The organism is Nocardia pseudovaccinii NBRC 100343 (assembly GCF_001613225.1).
Classification (GTDB): Bacteria; Actinomycetota; Actinomycetes; order Mycobacteriales; family Mycobacteriaceae; genus Nocardia; species Nocardia pseudovaccinii.
Genome location: NZ_BDBY01000424.1, coordinates 1 through 18,245 on the forward strand (window position 1 = coordinate 1; position 18,245 = coordinate 18,245).

Below are 18,245 nucleotides of genomic sequence, written 5' to 3' on the forward strand. Positions count from 1 at the left end.
CGGTCGCCTGATCGTTGTGCTGAGCCGGTCGTTCGCCAACTGGTTCGTCGAGGTGGACGCTGGCTGGATTGTCGTCGGCGGGATGCTGCGTCGGCCGCTGCCCGTCCGTCGCCGTATCGATGGGTTCGGGCCGCACCTCGGGGGCGCCGGTGTGATCCGAGGTGGCGTTGGGGTCGTGGGTAGTGCCGGAGCGCCCCGAGGTTGCCGCGGGGTCGGCATCGGCCGTGACCGCTGGCCGGTTCGACGGCGAATCGGCGGGGCGTTGTGCCACCCAGCCCGCCTTGTCCGGACCGAACGCATTCACGAGGGCAGGGTTCGTGTGCTGGTCGTGTGGCACCGCTATGGCGAGATCCGGTGGTGGGGTGCCGATCTCGGGGGCCACCACCCGGCGACGACCACCGCGTCGCGGTGTTCCCATATCCGGCGTGGCCTGGCGGTCCCGGCCTCGTCGCTGCGGTCCTGCCGGATTGTCCTGGCGGGACCGGGCCGGACCGCCATCAGCGGGATGCGCGGCATCGGCCGGTCGAGCGGCGACCGCCGCCGCGTCGGCGGGACGAGCGCCGGTGGGCGCGGCCGCGGCCGGAACCGGTTGTGGTTGTTCACTATCCGCGTCGGAGTCGGCGGGGTGCGATCGCGGGCCGTCCACGGCGTCGGAGTCCGCGGGGTGCGGTCGTGCGCCGTCAGCGGCATCGGAGTCGGCTGGGTGTTGTCCGCTGGATACGAGGGCCTCATCCGGCGTCGGACCGTCCTGAGGTTCCGGCTGGGCCTCGGGTTCGTCGGCATGGGCGCGCGCATCGGCCGGTTCGTTGTCGGCGGGATGGGGCCGGGCACCGTCGGTGCCGGGTGGGCGCTGACTGTCCGATACGGCGGCCTCATCCGGCGTGGGGCGGTCCTGCTGAGCCGGATATCCACTCGCTGGTTCGTCCGTGGTGCGGACATCGGCCGACTGGCCCTCGGCGGGGTGCGGTACCGGAGCAGGTGCGGGATCCTGCGCCGAGCGGGGGCCGACGGCAACCGGCTGCTCCGAGGTGCCGGGGTCCTTCGGCGCGGGATCGGGCTGGCGAATCGGTTGCGGGGTCGGCTCGTCGGGATGTTGGCGGGCGCTGGGCGGTTCGCTGTCGCCAGGATGCCGCCGCTGGCTGCCCGCCGCTGGTTCGTCGGAGTGCTGACGGAGGTTGACCGGTTCGTTGTCGGCGGGGTGCGGGGTCGGCCGCTGGCCACTCGCCGCCGGATCCGCGGCGCGTGGACGCGGGCCACCGTCAGCGGCATGGTTAACCGGGCCGTCGCCAGCTTGCGGATTAGCGGATTGTGCTGGCGCGCTGGGGGATTGGGTGTTTATCGGGGGTGTGCCAGCGACGTGAGGCGCGTATACGTTCTGGAGACGCGGTGCCTCGTTCGCCACCACCACGGCGGCGGGGTGCTGGATTTCGTCGACATGGGTGTTGTTGACGACATCCGGAAGCGGATTCTGCGGATCCTTGGGCTTCCAGATGCTGATGTTGTAGTCCTCGCGCATGAACGGCGCGGGTGCGGTGTTGAAGTCCTTCGCCGGTTGCCGCAGCAGTGTGACGAGTTGGTTGAGTTGCTGTTGCTGGGACCCGGCCGGGTCGGCCGGGTCGAAGTCGCGGGTGAGAATGCCGTGGTCGGCGAGTGCGTCGACGAGTGCCTGAGTGAGCGGGCGTTGGCCGGTGCCGGTGTTGGCTGCGGTGTCGGCGGGCGCGGTGACCTCGGGTACCGCGGTCTCCGGTGTCCGTGTGTTGCTACGGATTTCGGCGGCGCCGTGGGCGGCGGCACCGAGGAAGCCGCCGGTGATGGCGGGGATGAGGGTTTCGGTGATGGCTTTGGTGGTGATGGGTTGGCCGGAGAGCAGGATGGAGGTGAGGGCGCCGAAGATGCCGCCGACGAGGCCGCCGGACGCGCCGACGAGGGAGGTCCCGGCGAGTTGGAACCCCACCCGCCCGGCGGTGCTGGTGGCTGCTTCGGCGCGGGCGACAGTGCTCGGGATGATCCAGCGTCCACCGACCCATGCCCCGGCGACCGCGCCCGCGCCGCCGCCGACACCACCGGCAGCGGCGGCGATTCCGACAGACTTCCAGTCCATCGACTCACGGTTGCCAGCGAGGATCTGTCCGGCTTGGACGGCGGCGCTGATACCGCCGATCTGCGCTGCTCCCCAGAACATGGCTTTGCCGGCCAGGACGATAGTGCCGCGTTGGGTGGCGTATTTGGCGGATTGCCCGGCCAGGAAGATCATGAATCGGCGTTTGGCGACCTGGCAGGCGGTGTCGGTGGCCATGCGGTCGATGCGGAACTCGATGGCGGCGCCGACGGGGGAGAACATGAGTGCGGCGCGGGCCAGCTGCCAGGCCAGGATCGTCGCGAAGCCGATGACGGTCCATTTCTGGTTCTCGATGTTGTTGGCGGCTTCGTAGAGTTCTTCGACGAGGGTGTCGATGAAGTCGGCTTGTGAGCGGAACTTCTCGGCGAGGTCGAGGTGGTTCTTGGCGATCGCGGTGCCGGTGTCACCGCGCAGTTCGTTGTCGGTGCGTGCGGCGAGGGCCACGTGGTGGTCGGCGTAGCCGCGGCATTGCTCGGCTTTGTCGGACCAGTAGTCGGCGGTGCGTCGGGCCGCGGTTTCATCGCCACGCGGGAAATGCCCGGCGACACAGTCGAATACCGGTGCGGGCAACCCCGGCGGAAGAGTCAGCGTCATCTACGGTCTGACCCCGTCACACCCCGCGCGCCCAGGAAACTCCCGCCATCTCCACCAGCAACCGATCCAGCACGCCCAATTCTGACCTATTCCCAGGCGAGTTCCCATGTATGGGGATAGCGCTGCGTCACCGCGCGCGGTGACGCCTAGTCCGCCTGGTTCGCCTCGCCACGGAAGAAAGCGCGGACTTCGCGCAGGTTCGGCGCCTCATCGGCGATATCGGAAAGATCCGGCATGTCCTCGAGTTCGGTGCCGACCGGACTGGTCAGCGCCGTGTGCTGTTCACGGGCTCGGCCGACCGCCTCCCGGACCGCGTCGAGAATGGTGCGGGCGAGCTGGTCGGGGGATTTTCGCACCGCGGCGGCGGTCAGCGTGAGATCGGTGAGCACGCCGTTGGCATCGACGACCACCTCGACCGACTGATCCGGTGAGCTCGCTTGTGCGCGAACAGCTTCCATTTGCCGGAACACCTCGGCCAGCCGAGGCTGCTGCTGCTCGTAGCTGTCGAGGAGATGCTCGATCTGGTTGCGCAATCCGCTGTTGGCCGACCGCAGGCCTTCCCTCTTCCATCGGTCCACGCCTATCTCCTTTCTAGACACCGGTTCTGTCGCCGGTGGTGTACCCACCGCTCATCACTCGTCGAAGATGGATGCCTTCGCCATCGTCACCAGCAGTCGATGCAGCGCCTTCGCGGGTCCGCTGGCCGCCTCGCCGTCCAACTCGACGGCGGCGAAGGCCTGCGCGAGTGCCGCGGCGGGCGCGAATACGCCATTGCGGAAGCAGTGCTCGCTCAACGCACTACGCCACTGCTTGTAGCCGCTGACCACCCGTGCGAGCGTGTCGCCTTTGGCGCCGTTAATACGCAGATACTCGGTGATCAGCGCGCGCTGCGCCTCGGCGCGCGCCTGGAATCCGCCGCAGACATCCAGCACACCACCGAGAGCGCGCATCATCGTCGCGTACATCGGTCGTTCCGGTTGGCCAACCATCGGCGATGGTGATGCCGTGACGCCCGGCAGGTGGGAATTCGCGGCGGCCGCTCGATCCAGCACGATCCACGGCGCCGGATCATCGGATTCCATTGCCGTGTTTCGATTCTCGACACGTGACGGGTCACCGGCCAGATCGGTGATCTCGATCCCGTGCAGTGGCAGGGTGTATCGATGGAGTAGGGCGTCGAGGGCGGCGGCCATCGCGCGCACCGTAGTCTCGTGGATTCCCGCCGTCTCGAAGCCGCGGATCTCGAGATTGTGCCGGGCGGCCATCTCAATGGCGATCCGCATCGCCTCGCTATCGGTTTCGGCCCGCCGCGCCACGGCGCGCTGTGGTGCGGTGCGCTTCTGTTTGCCCTTGTCCGTCGCATCCTTGTCGGTACCCGGGCGACCACCGGGGCGCGGTGGGGAAACCCGTGGTGGCGCGCCGTTCGACGGGGTAGAGGCAGGAGACGACGCGGCCGGGGACTTCGACCACGGAGTGTTCGCCGGACTGCCGGACCAGGGTGTGCCCGCGGTCCGCGCGGCCGATCCGGACTCCTTGGCGGACACCGGATTCGCCCGCGGAGCAGCGCTGGCGGCGGGATTCGCTGCGGCAGTATTCGCGGCGGGAGCTGCGCCGGTGCTGCCGGGCGCGGCGATATCGCCGGTGGATTCGGGATCGCCGGTGGGATCCGGGGAGCCATCGGTCCCACCGTTTCCGCCCGTGTCCTGGTTACGCCCATTGCCATCGGCTGGTGAATCCGACTGCGGCGTAGCGGATTGCGCCGATGGTGACTGTGCGGAGGGGGACTGCCCGGAGTTGTGCTGCGCGGCCGAGTCGTCGACCTTCGGACGATCGGTGGTGGCCGGGTCGGGATTCGATACGGGTACCGACTCTTGCGATGTGGGCTGTGCGGTGATCGGTGCCGAAATCGGAGTTCGATATCCACCCGGATCGTATCCGCCGGGATCTGTGGTGAGCGTGGTCGGGTTCGCATTGTCGATGTGTTCGGCGCCGCCGAGGTCCTGCTGTGCGAAAGTCTCGGCCGCGCTGGCGAGTTGGCTCTGCATCGCGCGCACCGCTTCGACCAGATTCTGCATACCTTCCATGGCGCGGTCCGCGCCGGGCACATACGAATCGGCAATCATTTTTCCGGGATCGTCGTTACCCCAGAACTCGCCTTCGCGCGCGAGATCGGCCTTCAGGTCGGCCACCATTCGCGCGACCTCGTCGGCGACCCCATCGAGCTGTGCCGAGGAGGCGCGCATGGCGTCGAGATCGGCCCATAGCGATTCGGCCACGTCGATCTCCTAGGTGTGCTCGTGCTGATCGGACTCGTGCAATCCGCCTCGGGCGCGGGATATCCGAATCCATTCGGCCGTCCATTGTCGAGTCTTCCCAGTACGAGGACGTTGTCCGGCATCCCCAACGGTGGGAAGGATCGACAATGGTGTGCGTCGGGTGGCGGGAAAGGATTTGATTGCATATGCCGGACGGCAGCATGGAAATCGACCCTCAGGTGTTGTATCAGCTGGCGGATCAGCACGATCGGGTCCATGACGATACGCTCGAATGGGCCAAGAAGCCCGAGGCATGGTTGAAGGCGTTTCCGGACAGCTACGGCGCGATCGCCCACCCAGTGCACAAAGCCCTGGAAGGCTACTACGACGCTCGGGAACGCGCCGGTCGCGCGCTGGCGGGCGAGCACAAGAAGACCGCGGACGATTTGCGTAGGGCCGCTCGGGCATTCGAAGAAGCCGACCTGCAGGGTGGTGCGGGTATCCGCCGGATCATGGACGATTCCGGCGCGCATGGCCAGCCGCATACCTCGCCGCTGCCGAACGGCACCTCGCCGAACGGGCACGCGCCCGTCAACGCCGGTCCGTCCGAGAACGTGCCCGGCGGTACCCAGCAGCCCGGTTCCACCCACGGCTCGGACGACTCACCGGTCGGTGTCGGCCCGGCCGTCAGCGCCCCGACGACGAACGGTGCGGCGCCCACCGGCCCAGATGGGACGGGCGTATCGACGCCGATGGCGGGCGCTGTGCCGCCCGGTGGCCCTGGTGGCCCCGGTGGCGGCCCCGGCGGCGGACCTTCCGGTCCCCCCGGTCCGACCGGTCCAACGGTGACAACGCCCGGTGGCGTCGTGCCGCCAGTCGCCGCGGGACCTGGTGGTGGCCCGTCCGGCCCGGGAGCGGACGATCGGTCCTCGCGGGTGTCCGCCGCGGGCGATCTGCCGCCCGTCCCCATGGCCACGCCGTTCTCGTCGGCCGTCGCCTCCGCGAAGGACAAGGAGGCCGCGCCTGCGTACGTGGTCGGCGATGCCGTCGACAACGATCTGGTGGTCGCGCGCACCCTGCTCGGCGCCGTGCTGGCGGCGGTGGACTCGTCGGTCCTCGGCCTGCACTGGGCAGTGGCGGTGATGCGCGGTCCGGGTGGCGCCGGTGTATTCATCACCTCCAACGAGGGCCGTGGCTGGTTCCCCGCTGGCCTGTATCTGCCGCGCGAAGTGTCCACACCATGGCTGTGGGACGAACTGCTCGGCGCCGGTTCCACCGATGCGGCATCGCCATGGGAGGGCGTATCCGATCCGGCGCGCATCCTGGTGGAATTCGGGCTGGCCTGGGGCGCGAAGGCCGGAGCCTCGCTATCGGCGGTGGTGTCGTCCGGACCGATCGATTCCGGTCTGCGGTCGCGGTTCAACGATGTGTCGATGGAGGGCATGGTCGGACCGTCCTACGATGTCGATCTGCGCGTGCCGACCCCCGACACCGCCGATCGGCTCAGGCTCGCCGGCTCCATCGACGGACTGGAACAGATTGCGGCCGTACCGGATTCCGGTCTGCGCGCGCGGTGCATCGAATTGGCGGCGGACGCGCACGCCAAGGTGAGCCGGATTCGCGACCTTCCGCCGGACGGTGCGGGCGCGCGCGGAGTGCGGGAGCGCATTCTCGGCGCGATCCAATCCGGACGCGACATCCCGAGATCCTGGTGGGACGAACTGCGCGACGCCGACGATCTGCTCGCGGCCTCGATCATGCCGCGCCGCGTCGATGTCGGCCGGGTCGAGCCCGGGGATTTGCGGGTCGACGATGCGGACGGCGGATTGCGCGCGATGGTATTCGAGCGCCGGTGCAATGAGCTGGTCCTGCTGCTGGCCGAGGAAACCACTCGCCAGCAGTTGCGCGACGCGGTCTACGCGCATGAACAGATCGTGAAACATCCACGATTCGTGGAGATTCCGGCGGCGGTTTCGACGTCGGTGGACGATACGGTGTCCCGTCCGGCGGCTGGCGTCGGCCAGGTTTCCGCGCCGACCGTTACCGCCCCGAACGTTACGGCCGGGCCACCCACGGGTGCGGTCGCCGCGCCCGATTCGGCACCACCGGGCGTAACCGGACCGGCCTGAGAGGGATATCGCGGGCATGGGTGATACACCGACACCGACATCGACACCGAAGACATACAGCCCGGCGGACCCGACATTCACGAACGTGAACGGGGTGCCGAATCAGACGTTGAAAACGCCGACGACGACCAGTTCGCCTTCGCCGACGACGACCAGTTCGCCTTCGCCGACGACGACCAGTTCGCCTTCGCCGACGACGACCAGTTCGCCGTCGGCCTCGACGTCGCCGAGCGATTCCGCACCCACTCTGACAAACGCGGACATGTATGGAAAGGCGGGTGACCGGATCAATGCCGGGTATACCCTCCTACCGGGCGATAAGATCACAAAGAAGGATGATGACGGTAATGTCGTCTACACTCTCTCCCGGAATAAAGACGGCGACTATCTCCTGACCGATGCCAACGACAAGCCGATGTGGGGCTACTCGGGTGCCGGTAGTGACCTGGAATCGATGGCTTTCGATCGAATTCTGGGGGCCAATGGCAGCATAAAAACTTCCTACAATGGCAGTGATGTAGCAACAATAGTCCCCGGAAATCTCAAACCGCATTTCGAGCTTATTGTTCTGCACCATCCCAAGTATCAGTCGATGGGATCGAAATTCCTGATCGACCACGGTCAGGACAGCTTGCAGAAGGCGGTTGATCTGGCGGGTTCCGGCGATGCGAAGGATGTACCCGATTTTTCGAAGTGGCTGCACAACAACGGTCTGCCGGATTTCGACGACAGTGCGGATATGGTCGAAAAGTACAATAGCAAAGTCAGTGACATCGGCAAGCTCAAGGACGATCTGAAGGACCTGGACAAGAAGATCGACGCTACGGCGTACGATACCAAGGTCCGATCTACCGACGTCTTTCGGAATACCCTTACCGCCCGGGACGAGCTGAATGATCTGCTGAACGGTGCCGATAAGCCCGAGAATTATGAGCGGAAAGAGGTGGAAGGAACGCCGCAGATGCGGGCGCATCTGCCCCCGGAAGACCGCTACTACTATCGCATCCGGCGTGATTATGAGCAGCAGATACAAAAAGAGCTCACCACCAAGATCACCGCTATCGAGAAGCAGATCCGCGATACGTACCACGCCAACGAAAAGGGCGGCGATGACGTCAAGGATCCGCCGGCGCCCAAGCCGACCCCCAGCCCAACTCCGACGCCGACGCCGACTCCAACTCCCACTCCGACCCCCACCCCGACCGCGGACGCCGACCCCATCGACTTCAATAAGGAACTGGGCCTGGACGGCCTCGGCGATGGCGCCTTCGGCGATGACGACGGTCTGACTACCTCCGACGAGCTCACCGGTGCCGACGGCACGACGGACACCACCGACACGACCGGATCCACCGGCACGGGTTCGGATATCGCATCGAAGATCGATAGTGCCATTGCGCAGATCCAAAGCGCGGCTACCGGTGGTGGGTCGACAGGCGGCGGTGGGTCCGGTGGTAGCTCAGGTGGTATGAGCAATCCGTACGGAATGAGTAATAATCCGTACGGGAGTGGGCAGAGCCCTTTGTCCTCGATGATGAATCCGTACAATCTGCCGCAACAGGTGCAGAACGGCACGAACCCTTACTCGCAGCTGGCCGGGAACAATCCGGCGACTGCGGCGACGGCGGCTGCCACAAATCCGCAGACCTTGACGAATGCGGCGAACAGTGCGGTTTCCGCGGCTACGGCCACACCGGTGTCAGCGAATCCGAGCGCGATGGTCGACGCGAAAATCCCCGGTCTCGGAGATGTGAAGCTGCCAGCGGGGACGCTCGCCGAAGCCTTCAACCATGCGATCAACGATCCGAACGGTGCCGACGCGCACGCGGCGTATACCGGCACGGCCGGGCAGGAAACCGACACCCGCCCGTGGGCGAATATCGGGGAGGGCCAAGTAAGGACCGGGGACGTAGTGCAATTCGAACACCGAAGCGCGCTGGTCTATGTCGACGAGCACAATAAGATATTCGCCATTGTGGGTGGAGGCGCGATACCGCTCGACACCGCGTCTCCACCGGATGCCAGCTTCGGCAGCTTCATGACATTCAAGCACCCCACCGGACTCGATGGCACCGGCAATGCCACGCAGCAAGCCGCGCTACCACCGGTGACCAGCGCAGGAACGGCACCCTCGGCGCCGCCGCCGGTATCCGCCGCCACGGCCCAGGCCTGAGAACCTCATCTCGCGGTGGGGTGAGTCCACTTGCACCGCGAGATCCAGGAGTCGGCACGTCCGCATCGTGACGGCGAAAGCCCTTGCCGGAACATGTCTCGGGCTGCACCCGATCGGTTGGCAGCCAAAACCCCGCCTCCCGCCCCGGGCTAGTGCCGCGTCCAGCTAACTTCTGAGGTAGTCGAGGTCCGTCGAGCGCAGTCAAATGGCGGTGCCGCGAGGCGTGTCGTGCCGCGTTTCGACTGCGCTCGGCGAGCGAGCCGGATCGGATAGCGCGGCAACCTATCTGGACGGGGCACTAGGCGCCCGGGGCCGGGCTGAGGTCCTCAGGTCTGGGCTGTGGGCGTGACGGCCACGGGCGCACTCGGATCGCTCGGTGTCGCGGCAGGCTGGGTGGTCGCAGGTGCGGTGACTCCCGGCGCAGCCGTGGTCGGCGCGGTGGCCGCCGCGTTGGGGTCGGTCGGCGCCGTCGTCGCGCCTGGGGTGCCCGGCGCCCCAGGCGCGGTTGCGCCCTGTGCCCCAGGCGCGGTTGCGCCCTGTGCCCCAGGCGCGGTTGCGCTCTGTGCCGCCTGCTCGGCCTTGGCTTTCTCTTCTTCCTTTTCTTTGCGTTCTTTTTCGTTCTCCATCAGCGCCGTGACCACCGGTGTCGCCGCCATGACTCCCATCGGGACCAGCATCGCGAGCGTCTGGAAAATTTGGCCGAGGCCGCCATCTCCACCACCGGAAGACCCGCCGCTGCCGCCTGAAGAGTTGTTGCCGGACGAACCGTTTCCGGAGGAGCCTTTGTCTGAACTGCCACTCCCGGAGCCGTCGTCGCCCTTTCCGGCCATGTTCTGATTGTTCTGGTAGACCGCCTCGACCTTCCGGTACACCTGCTCGATCGCCGCGGCGATCTCCTCCATGAGCTTCATTTCCTGCGGGGCCTTGTTTTTGCCGGTGATCGGCACCTTCAGTTTGGTCTGCAGGCCGTGCACGATATCCATGATGGCCGCGAGCGTCTCATCCTTTTTGGCGGCCACTTCGATGGCGGTTTTGGCGACCTCGTTGTCGTACTGGAGCAGTGAGGTCTGCCGGGCCTGCACGGCAGACAGGGCCTGCTGGTAGGCGACAGTGGTCTCGCCCTTGCCGAGCGCCTTGTACACCACCGTCCGCAGCAGATCGCCGACCTCGGGCGGTGGTTCCGGAGCACCACGCCCGAGCAGATCCACCGCGGACTGGATTGCGGCCTCCGCCATGGCGACAAACGATTTCAGCGCTGGCGACGCGCCCGGCGGGGGATCCAGTTCGATGGGTGGCCCATAGTGCTTCGCTGTGGTGGGCGGTTTATCGTGGCGCTCGGGTTTGTCCTTATCCGGCGGTGGATTCTTTCCGTCGGGCGGATTCTTTCCGTCGGGTGAGTTCTGCCCTCCGGGGGGCGGGCCTTGCGGATCAGGCGGCAGCTTCTTGTCGGCACCGGTGGTGTGATCGGTGGTGCTGGTCGGCGCACTGGCCCAGGCGAATGTATCGGCCGCGACCTGGTGGTGCTGGTTCGCCAGCGGACCCAATACGCCAGGGTCGATTTCCGTGCTGCCGTCCGCCATACGCAATCAGATCCTTTCCCGCCACCCGACGCCCACCATTGTCCAGCCTTCCCGCAACTGGGAAGTGGATCGTTTCCGTTTCTCGGTGAGATTGCCGCATAGTCGTGTGCGACTTCGTAGTTCGAGAAGCTTCTACATTTCGTCGGCGACACGACAGCTGCGTCGATTCGGAAGGCGGTCGATGATGAGCGATGGCGAGTCGGTCGGATGACGCCGCAACTCACACTCGACCTCAACGGGGTTCTGAACTCCCTACTCGGACTCTACGGTTCGGGCCAACCGAGCCCAAGCACGATGGCGACCGCCGTGTCGTCGGTTGCCGCCCGCACCGAGGACGGTCATCGCGGTTCCTTGATGGTCGGCTACGGCGACATGCGCGGTATGCATCAATCCGTCGCCGAATCCCATGCGGGCAAGGACAATATCGTGAACCGGGCAGTGGCGTCCGCTGGTGACGGCACCATGGTCGGCCGGAACATGGTGAACAATCAAATCGCCGATCTGCAGACTCGCCTGCAGGCGATCGCGACGGTCGGCGATACCCGCTTCAGCGGTCCGGCGCTGCTCGATGCCGCCCAGAACACCATCACCAAGGTCGCCAAGCAGGTCGACGCGGATGTCGCGGCGGCGCGGCACCAGGCGGCTCAGATCATGCCGCCAGCCGCACCACAGGTCACGCGCGGTCGTGTGACGGGCGGTGGGAGCCGTCGTCGGCGCCGGAGTCGTGCGCGCACCACGGCTCGGACCGCGGGCCGCGCGACCTCTCGACTGCAAGCCATCGCCGGGCATCCCGTTCCGTCGGACGGAACCGCCGGCGGCAAGGCGGTCAGCGCGGCCAGTGCCTGGCTGGGCACGCCGTACATCTGGGGCGGCGGCGGTGCGGGCGGTCCGACCGGCGGCGGCTTCGACTGTTCCGGGCTGACCCAGTATGCCGTCGCGCAGGCCACCGACGGCCGAGTCGTACTGCCCCGCACCACTTATGACCAGATCTACTCCGGTGTTCGAATTTCTCCGCACGACGTGCGGCCCGGCGACCTGGTTTTCCCGGCGAGCTCGTTCAGCGCGCGGGGGCCGGAGCACGTCCAGCTCGCGGCGGGCAACGGGCTGGTGATCGAGGCGCCGTACTCGGGTTCGACGGTCAAATGGTCGCGCATGTCCAGCGACGCCGTCGTTGTGCGAGTGATCTGAAGTGTGCGAACACCTCAGGCGAACACCACAGCGGCCGGTGGCTGCCTGAGTGCCACCGGCCGCCAGGGGAGCCGTCGGGGATGGGGGGTTCGGCGACTCACCACGGATGTGGGGAATCCGTTGTGCACGGCGGCCTGTTGCCGGGTTGCGACTCCAGGCCGCCGCTCGAGGTTGTGGGCTGCCAGGATGAGGACCGCCAGCCCGCTGTTAACTATACCGCTAAATAGCGGTGCGATCAATAGTGTGCCGTTGAGTCCGCAGAACCCTGTCAAGTCGATGATTGATCGCCGCGAACGACAGTGGCCGTACCTGGGGAAGGGGCCGGGCCCACCGCATCTGAAGGTGTGGGCGAGGGGGCGTTCACCGTTGATATTGCCGTTAAATGATGGCACTATCGATAACGGCTACTTGTCTAGAGGGATGCATCTTCCCTGCCCAAGAGGCTTCCCAGTGCTGGGAATTGGGTGGAAACGGCGGCAGTCGCGAAATGTCTATGGTTCCCGCAGGCGAGAGTGGCGGAAGGGATGTCCAGGTGTCAGCGGCCGAGGACGCGTTCTATACAGGTGTTCAATCACTGGGATTGGTCGCCGGGGGAGTGCGAAACGAACAGCAAGCGGTGGCCGCGTTCCGGGCCGCCACTGATCTTGATCCGGATATGTGCGATGCCTGGCTCGGCTGCGCCATGGCCGGTGAAGTCACCTCCGAGGTGATCTACGGTGCCTACCGCTCCGTGCACAACCTCTATCGGGACCAGCAGCGCGCGGGTCTGGTCGACCGCTCACTGTGGTGTCAGGTCGAGATCGGCATGTACGGGCTGCGGGTAGCGATGGCCGATCGCGATCAGATCGCGATCGCGCAGGCGTGTTCATACGCCGAGGGCGGCGAGTGGCAAGAGGCCGCCGCGATTCTCGATCAGGTGCCCAGCGACGATGTGGCCGATTTCGTCCGCATGTCGTTGTTCTTCCGGACCAAGCAGTGGCTGGATGTACTCAGTGCACGCAATGCGAAGCCGGTGCTCGAGGACGGACTGCTGGATATCGCGGCCGAGCTGATGACCGCCCAATCGCTGGCGCATCTGGGGCGGATGGGCGAGGCCATGCCGCGCGCACAGCGCATCGCCGAGGATGCCGCTTCGGGCAATCTGTCCTACCTCTGGGCGGATGCGCACTTCCTGCTGGGCATGCTGTACCGGCACAACGGCGATCATGAGAACGCCGACCGAATCCTCAAGGGGCTGCAGGGATCCGGCCTGTGGACCGAGCGGGAAGAGTGGCAGCGCGCGGTCAAGGACAAGTCGTATCGGCTGGAGATCACCACGCCGGATCTGCTCGCCTCGCGCACCGACAAATGGGATCCGAAGACCGGTGCCGATCCCGCCGAGGCCGCGGCATCGGCGGCGCGCGAGGAGCGGGAGACGCTGCTGACGGAGGCTTCGGAGCTACTGCAAGCGCAGATCGGCATGGATTCGGTCAAGGAGCAGGTCGACCGGCTGAAGTCGGGTGTGCTGATGGACCAGGTGCGGGCCAAGCGCGGTCTGGCCGTGGAATCCAAGTCGCAGCATCTGATCTTCTCCGGACCGCCCGGTACCGGCAAGACCACCATCGCCAGGGTGATCGCGAAGATCTTCGCCGGGCTCGGTGTGGTGAAGAATTCCGAGGTGATCGAGGTCTCTCGCAACGATATGGTGGGCACCCACCTCGGCCATACCGCACCGAAGACCAATGCGTTGATCGACTCCGCGCTCGGCGGGGTGCTTTTCATCGACGAGGCCTACACGCTGATCCAGGAGGGTCTGTCCGGCGGTGACGCGTTCGGCAAGGAGGCCGTCGACACACTACTGGCGCGGATGGAGAACGATCGCGACAAGCTGGTCGTGGTCATCGCCGGATACGAGGACCAGATCGACCGGTTCCTGGCCTCCAACGACGGCCTCGCCTCGCGCTTCACCAAGCGGATCCGGTTCTCCAGCTATGGCGCCGACGAGCTGACGCAGATCGCCGATCATATTGCGCGCAAAAAGGATTCGCTGCTGTCGGAATCGGCGCGGGAGATCCTGCGGGATCGCTGCGAGCAGCTGTCCGGACAGACCAAGAACGGTCGCCTGCTGATCGACCTGGCGGGCAACGGTCGTTTCATTCGCAACGTCGTCGAGGCCGCGGAGGCCGAGCGCGACTATCGCTTCACCAAGGAGAATGTGGATGTCGCGTCGATGAGCAACGAAGAATTGATGACCATCGACGCGTTCGACATCACGGCCGCGCTGGCAGGTTTGGCGCCGACGGGCTGAGCCGGTGGCGCGTTTCCGGGTGGTGACCAAACACCAGATATCCGGCTGGCGATTCCTCCTGCGCCGTATCGAACATGCCCTGGTGCGTCGCGATGCGTCGATGGTCGACGACCCGCAGCGCGGGCGATCCACCGCACTGTCGATCGGCATCGCACTGGCCTGTGTGATGGTGGCGGGTGCGGCGGTGCTGGCGTTTTTCAAGCCCGCGAAACAGGTCGGCAACTCGAATATCGTCTCGGAGAAGGACAGCGGCGCACTATTCGTGCGCCTCAACAACCGGTTGTATCCGGCACTGAATCTGACTTCGGCGCGATTGATCCTCGGTACTGCCGAGAATCCGGTGCCGGTCTCCCGCGACGTGCTGGCGAAGTATCCGCGCGGACCGTGGGTCGGTATCCCCGGGGCGCCGGGCACCATCGTCGACAGCGGTACCCGGGATTCGTCGTGGACGATCTGCGATACCACTTTCATCGGTTCGGCCGCGCCGGTGAATCAGTCGACCGGGCTGCCCACCACGGCCTCGTCCGCGGTCCGGACCACCGCGATCGGCGGCTCGCTCACCGTCGACGGTGACAGCATCCGCACGCTCGGCGCCGACGAGGCCCGGCTGGTGCGCAACGGCAACGACACCTGGTTGCTGTACAACGACGGTGAGAAGGGTGTGGTCCGCGCGGCGATCAGCCTCGCCGACTCCGCGGTGACATTGGCACTCGGCATCGACCCGACCACGCCGGTGCCCAATGCGTCGAGCGGACTCATTGATGCGACGCCGGAGGTGCCCCCGGTGCGGGTGCCGGATGTACCGGGCGCGGGCGGTTCGACGACCTTGACTTCGGGACTGTCGGTCACGGTCGGTTCGGTATTGAGCATGTCGACACCGGATCGCGGCGCCTCCTACTACCTGGTATCGCAATCGGGCTTGGTCCAGGTCAGCGCAGTACTGGCGGCGATTGTCCGCAATGCCGACTCACACGGTATGCCCGCGACGACGGCGGTCGGGCCGGATATCATCACGGCCAATATGCGGCCAGGGGCCTGGCCGGGGACGGCCGATTACCCGGCTCGCCCGGTCAAGATCGTCGACCCCACTCGTTTCGGGGTGAGTTGCTACCACTGGTCACGCGATAACGGTGATCCGAATGCCCGCACCGAGCTGCTGGTCGGCAGGCAGCTGCCGTTGACGACCGGGGATCAGGTTCGCGTCGTCGACCTGGTGACCGCGCCGAGTTCGGGTGGCGCCACCGCGGATTCGGCCTATTTGCCCGGCAGCAGCGGTCGTTTCGTACAGGTCACCGGAGCCGATCCCACGTCGCCGCTGCGCGAATCGCTGTACTGGATCTCCGATAGCGGAGTGCGTTACGGCATCGACGTCGGCACCGGTGACAACGGTAACCAGACCTTGACCGCACTGGGACTGCGCAGCCCGGTGCCCGCGCCGTGGAGCATCGTCTCGATGTTCGCGGTCGGTCCGGTGCTGTCGCAGAAGGATGCCCGCGTCCAGCACGACGGAATTCCCACCGACAAATCGGCCACCGGCCTGAAGACCGGCGGTACGTCATGACGACCACGCGTCGATTCGTGCGCCCGGCGCGCGCCGTCCGCGGTCCCAAGGCGCCCGCCGTAACCGAGTTGCGGTTGCAGCCGCCCACCGAGCTGCCCAAACCGGTGCCGCCGTCCAGAATCAAAATGATCATGCCCGTGGTGATGGTCGCGGGTATGGGCGGAATGATGGTGATGATGTTCCGCAACGGCGGGCAGATGTCACCGATGATGATGATGTTCCCGGTCATGATGCTGGTGTCGATGTTCGGCATGATGGGCGGATCGATGGCGGGCGGTGGCGGTGGCAACGCGGCCTCGCTCAACGAGGAGCGCAAGGACTATCTGCGCTCTATCGCCGATAACCGCAAGACCGTTCATGCGGCGGAATCGGAGCTTTTCGCCTTCCTGCGATACACCCATCCCGGCCCCGCGGAGATCTCCCGGCTGGTCGGCGGCACCCGGATGTGGGAGGTGCAGGTCGCGAGTCCGCAGTTCCTGCGGGTGCGGGTGGGCCGGGGCCGGATCGCCAACCAGGTGCGGGTGATCGTGCCGGAGGCGGCGCCCACCTCGGACCTGGATCCGGTGGGCGTTGTCGAGGTGACCCGGTTCGCGAAGGCCTATTCGACCGTCGGCGGTATGCCGGTCGCGATCAATCTGCTTTCGGCGCCACAGGTCGGATTCGACGGTGACGCGCACATGGTGGCGGCGCTCGTGCGCGCGATGATCGCTGAGATCGCGGTCCTGCACGGGCCCGACCAGGTGGCCATCGCCGCGGTGCTGTCGGATCCGGACGGACAGGACTGGTCCTGGCTGAAGTGGTTGCCGCACACGCAGCATCCGAGTGAGACCGACGCCATCGGATCGAGCCGGATGGTGTACCGGTCCGTATCGGAATTGCGCACAAAGGTTCTCGCCGGTCTGAATCGCGGCCCGTTCTCGGCCAACTCGCAACCCACGCTCGACCGCACGCACTACATCTTGATCGTGGATGTAGGTGGCGCGGCCAATGAGCGCGATATCTCCGGTGTAGACGGCTGCACCTGGCTGCGGCTCGGCGCGGCCGAACAGACGCTGCCGCGGGCGCTGAAGTTCACGGTGAGCGAGAACCGGGATCTGCACGAGATCACCGCGCGTGGGCCGCGCCGGGTCGGCACGTCCGATTCCATGTCGGTGCCAGCGGCAATCGCGTTGGCGCGCAACCTCTCTCCGCACCGTCTGTCGACCGTGGTGGAGGCGGTGGCCGCCGAACAGGCCAGCGGCGGCACCTCCTGGGAGGACATGGTCGACATTTCCGATCCGGGCAATATCTCGGTCGATCTGCACTGGCCGAATCGCCGCGACAGCGACCGCGCCAGGCTCAACATCCCGTTCGGCCACGATCCGACCAGCCAGCTCGTCTTCCTCGACATCAAGGAATCGGCCGAGGAGGGTATGGGCCCGCACGGTATGTGCATCGGCGCCACCGGTTCCGGAAAGTCGGAATTCCTTCGCACACTGGTGCTTTCGGCGGTCGCGACGCATTCGCCGGACGTGCTGAACCTGCTGCTCGTCGACTTCAAGGGTGGTGCGACCTTCCTCGGCTTCGACCGGCTGCACCACGTCACCGCCGTGGTCACCAATATGGAAGAGGAAGCCGATCTCGTCACTCGTATGGAGGACGTGATCAATGGTGAAATGGCCAGGCGGCAGCGGATTCTGCGTGACGCGGGCAATTTCGCCAGCGTCGCCGATTACGAGCGGGCCCGCGAACAGGGCGCTCAACTACCGCCGCTACCAACGCTGCTCATCATCCTGGACGAATTCGCCGAACTCCTTGAACAGCATCCGAATTTCTCCAAGCTGTTCGTGGCCATCGGCCGACTCGGCCGGTCGCTGCGCATCCATTTGCTACTCGCCTCGCAGAAGGTGCCCGCCAACCGGATGGGTGAGCTCGAGGCGCATCTGTCGTATCGAATCGCTTTGCGCACCAACCAGACCGCCGACTCCCGTGATGCCATCGGCACCGCGGATGCCTACCATCTGCCGAAGAAGCCGGGCTCGGGATATCTGCGGGTCGGGTCGGGTGATCTGCAGCGGTTCCAGGCCGCCTACGTCGGGTCCAGTTACGCCGCGCCCGCCCAGGTCAATGCGGCCAGCGCACAGCGCGCGCGCCGGATCGGCGGCGGATACCGGCCGCCGCAGCAGTTCACCGCCACCCAGATCATCAATGTCCGGTCGGAGCCGGTTATCGCACCCGAGCCGGTCGCGCCCGAGGTGGACCCCGACGGCGAGCCCGTCACGCTGATGGAGACGGTACTGCAGCAATTGGCGGGTCACGGCCGCCCGGCGCACAAGATGTGGCTGCCTCCGCTCGGTGTACCACCCACGCTGGATCGGTT

11 protein-coding genes are annotated in these 18,245 nt (G+C 66.2%); 6 read left to right on the forward strand and 5 right to left on the reverse strand.

The window, feature by feature from the left end:
* From NP3_RS44555 to NP3_RS44565, 3 genes are all read right to left on the reverse strand, one after another.
* Window positions 1-2,713: WXG100-like domain-containing protein (locus tag NP3_RS44555; RefSeq protein WP_218025072.1), on the reverse strand; the 2,713-nt coding region annotated here is incomplete at its 3' end.
* 146 nt (window positions 2,714-2,859) lie between these two features.
* Window positions 2,860-3,291 carry a YbaB/EbfC family nucleoid-associated protein gene (locus NP3_RS44560; RefSeq protein ID WP_063047737.1) on the reverse strand — a complete coding sequence of 144 codons (432 nt, stop codon included), beginning with the start codon at window positions 3,289-3,291 and terminating at the stop codon, window positions 2,860-2,862.
* A gap of 54 nt (window positions 3,292-3,345) precedes the next feature.
* On the reverse strand, window positions 3,346-4,989 hold the full coding sequence (locus NP3_RS44565) for a WXG100 family type VII secretion target (RefSeq protein ID WP_063047738.1): 1,644 nt from the start codon (window positions 4,987-4,989) through the stop codon (window positions 3,346-3,348).
* Between the two features lie 185 nt (window positions 4,990-5,174).
* Here NP3_RS44565 and NP3_RS44570 point away from each other — a divergent pair, with 185 nt between their 5' ends.
* The gene (locus tag NP3_RS44570) at window positions 5,175-7,097 is read left to right on the forward strand and encodes a type VII secretion target (RefSeq protein ID WP_063047739.1); all 1,923 of its coding nucleotides are present in this window, start codon (window positions 5,175-5,177) and stop codon (window positions 7,095-7,097) included.
* A 102-nt stretch (window positions 7,098-7,199) separates the two neighbouring features.
* Here NP3_RS44570 and NP3_RS48740 read toward each other — a convergent pair whose 3' ends face one another.
* Complete coding sequence (locus NP3_RS48740; RefSeq protein ID WP_157124973.1) at window positions 7,200-7,361, reverse strand: hypothetical protein; 162 nt, start codon at window positions 7,359-7,361, stop codon at window positions 7,200-7,202.
* Here NP3_RS48740 and NP3_RS48745 point away from each other — a divergent pair.
* The gene (locus tag NP3_RS48745) at window positions 7,360-9,270 is read left to right on the forward strand and encodes a hypothetical protein (RefSeq protein ID WP_063047740.1); all 1,911 of its coding nucleotides are present in this window, start codon (window positions 7,360-7,362) and stop codon (window positions 9,268-9,270) included. The genes NP3_RS48740 and NP3_RS48745 overlap by 2 nt on opposite strands.
* Before the next feature lie 326 nt (window positions 9,271-9,596).
* Here the strand turns inward: NP3_RS48745 and NP3_RS44580 are convergent, their stop codons facing one another.
* Entirely contained in the window at window positions 9,597-10,850 is a 1,254-nt protein-coding gene (locus tag NP3_RS44580; RefSeq protein ID WP_063047741.1) for a hypothetical protein, read from the reverse strand.
* A 207-nt stretch (window positions 10,851-11,057) separates the two neighbouring features.
* On the opposite strand from NP3_RS44580, the gene NP3_RS51270 reads away from it, so the two are divergent.
* From NP3_RS51270 to eccCa, 4 genes are all read left to right on the forward strand, one after another.
* Window positions 11,058-12,038 (forward strand): C40 family peptidase, encoded by a 981-nt coding sequence (locus tag NP3_RS51270; RefSeq protein WP_063047742.1) that lies wholly within the window; start codon window positions 11,058-11,060, stop codon window positions 12,036-12,038.
* A gap of 532 nt (window positions 12,039-12,570) precedes the next feature.
* Window positions 12,571-14,325 carry a type VII secretion AAA-ATPase EccA gene (gene eccA, locus NP3_RS44590; RefSeq protein WP_063047744.1) on the forward strand — a complete coding sequence of 585 codons (1,755 nt, stop codon included), beginning with the start codon at window positions 12,571-12,573 and terminating at the stop codon, window positions 14,323-14,325.
* Between the two features lie 4 nt (window positions 14,326-14,329).
* On the forward strand, window positions 14,330-15,886 hold the full coding sequence (gene eccB / locus NP3_RS44595) for a type VII secretion protein EccB (RefSeq protein ID WP_063047743.1): 1,557 nt from the start codon (window positions 14,330-14,332) through the stop codon (window positions 15,884-15,886).
* On the forward strand, window positions 15,883-18,245 hold a 2,363-nt coding region (eccCa, locus tag NP3_RS44600; RefSeq protein ID WP_063825078.1), incomplete at its 3' end, for a type VII secretion protein EccCa. The genes eccB and eccCa, both read left to right, overlap by 4 nt.

What these genes read in the sequence shown, in the direction of transcription:
- NP3_RS44570 (WP_063047739.1), top strand. Translation starts at nt 5,175, where the DNA reads ATGCCGGACGGCAGCATGGAAATCGACCCTCAGGTGTTGTATCAGCTG.
- NP3_RS48745 (WP_063047740.1), top strand. Translation starts at nt 7,360, where the DNA reads ATGTATGGAAAGGCGGGTGACCGGATCAATGCCGGGTATACCCTCCTA.
- NP3_RS48740 (WP_157124973.1), bottom strand. Translation starts at nt 7,361, where the DNA reads ATGTCCGCGTTTGTCAGAGTGGGTGCGGAATCGCTCGGCGACGTCGAG.
- NP3_RS44580 (WP_063047741.1), bottom strand. Translation starts at nt 10,850, where the DNA reads ATGGCGGACGGCAGCACGGAAATCGACCCTGGCGTATTGGGTCCGCTG.
- NP3_RS51270 (WP_063047742.1), top strand. Translation starts at nt 11,058, where the DNA reads ATGACGCCGCAACTCACACTCGACCTCAACGGGGTTCTGAACTCCCTA.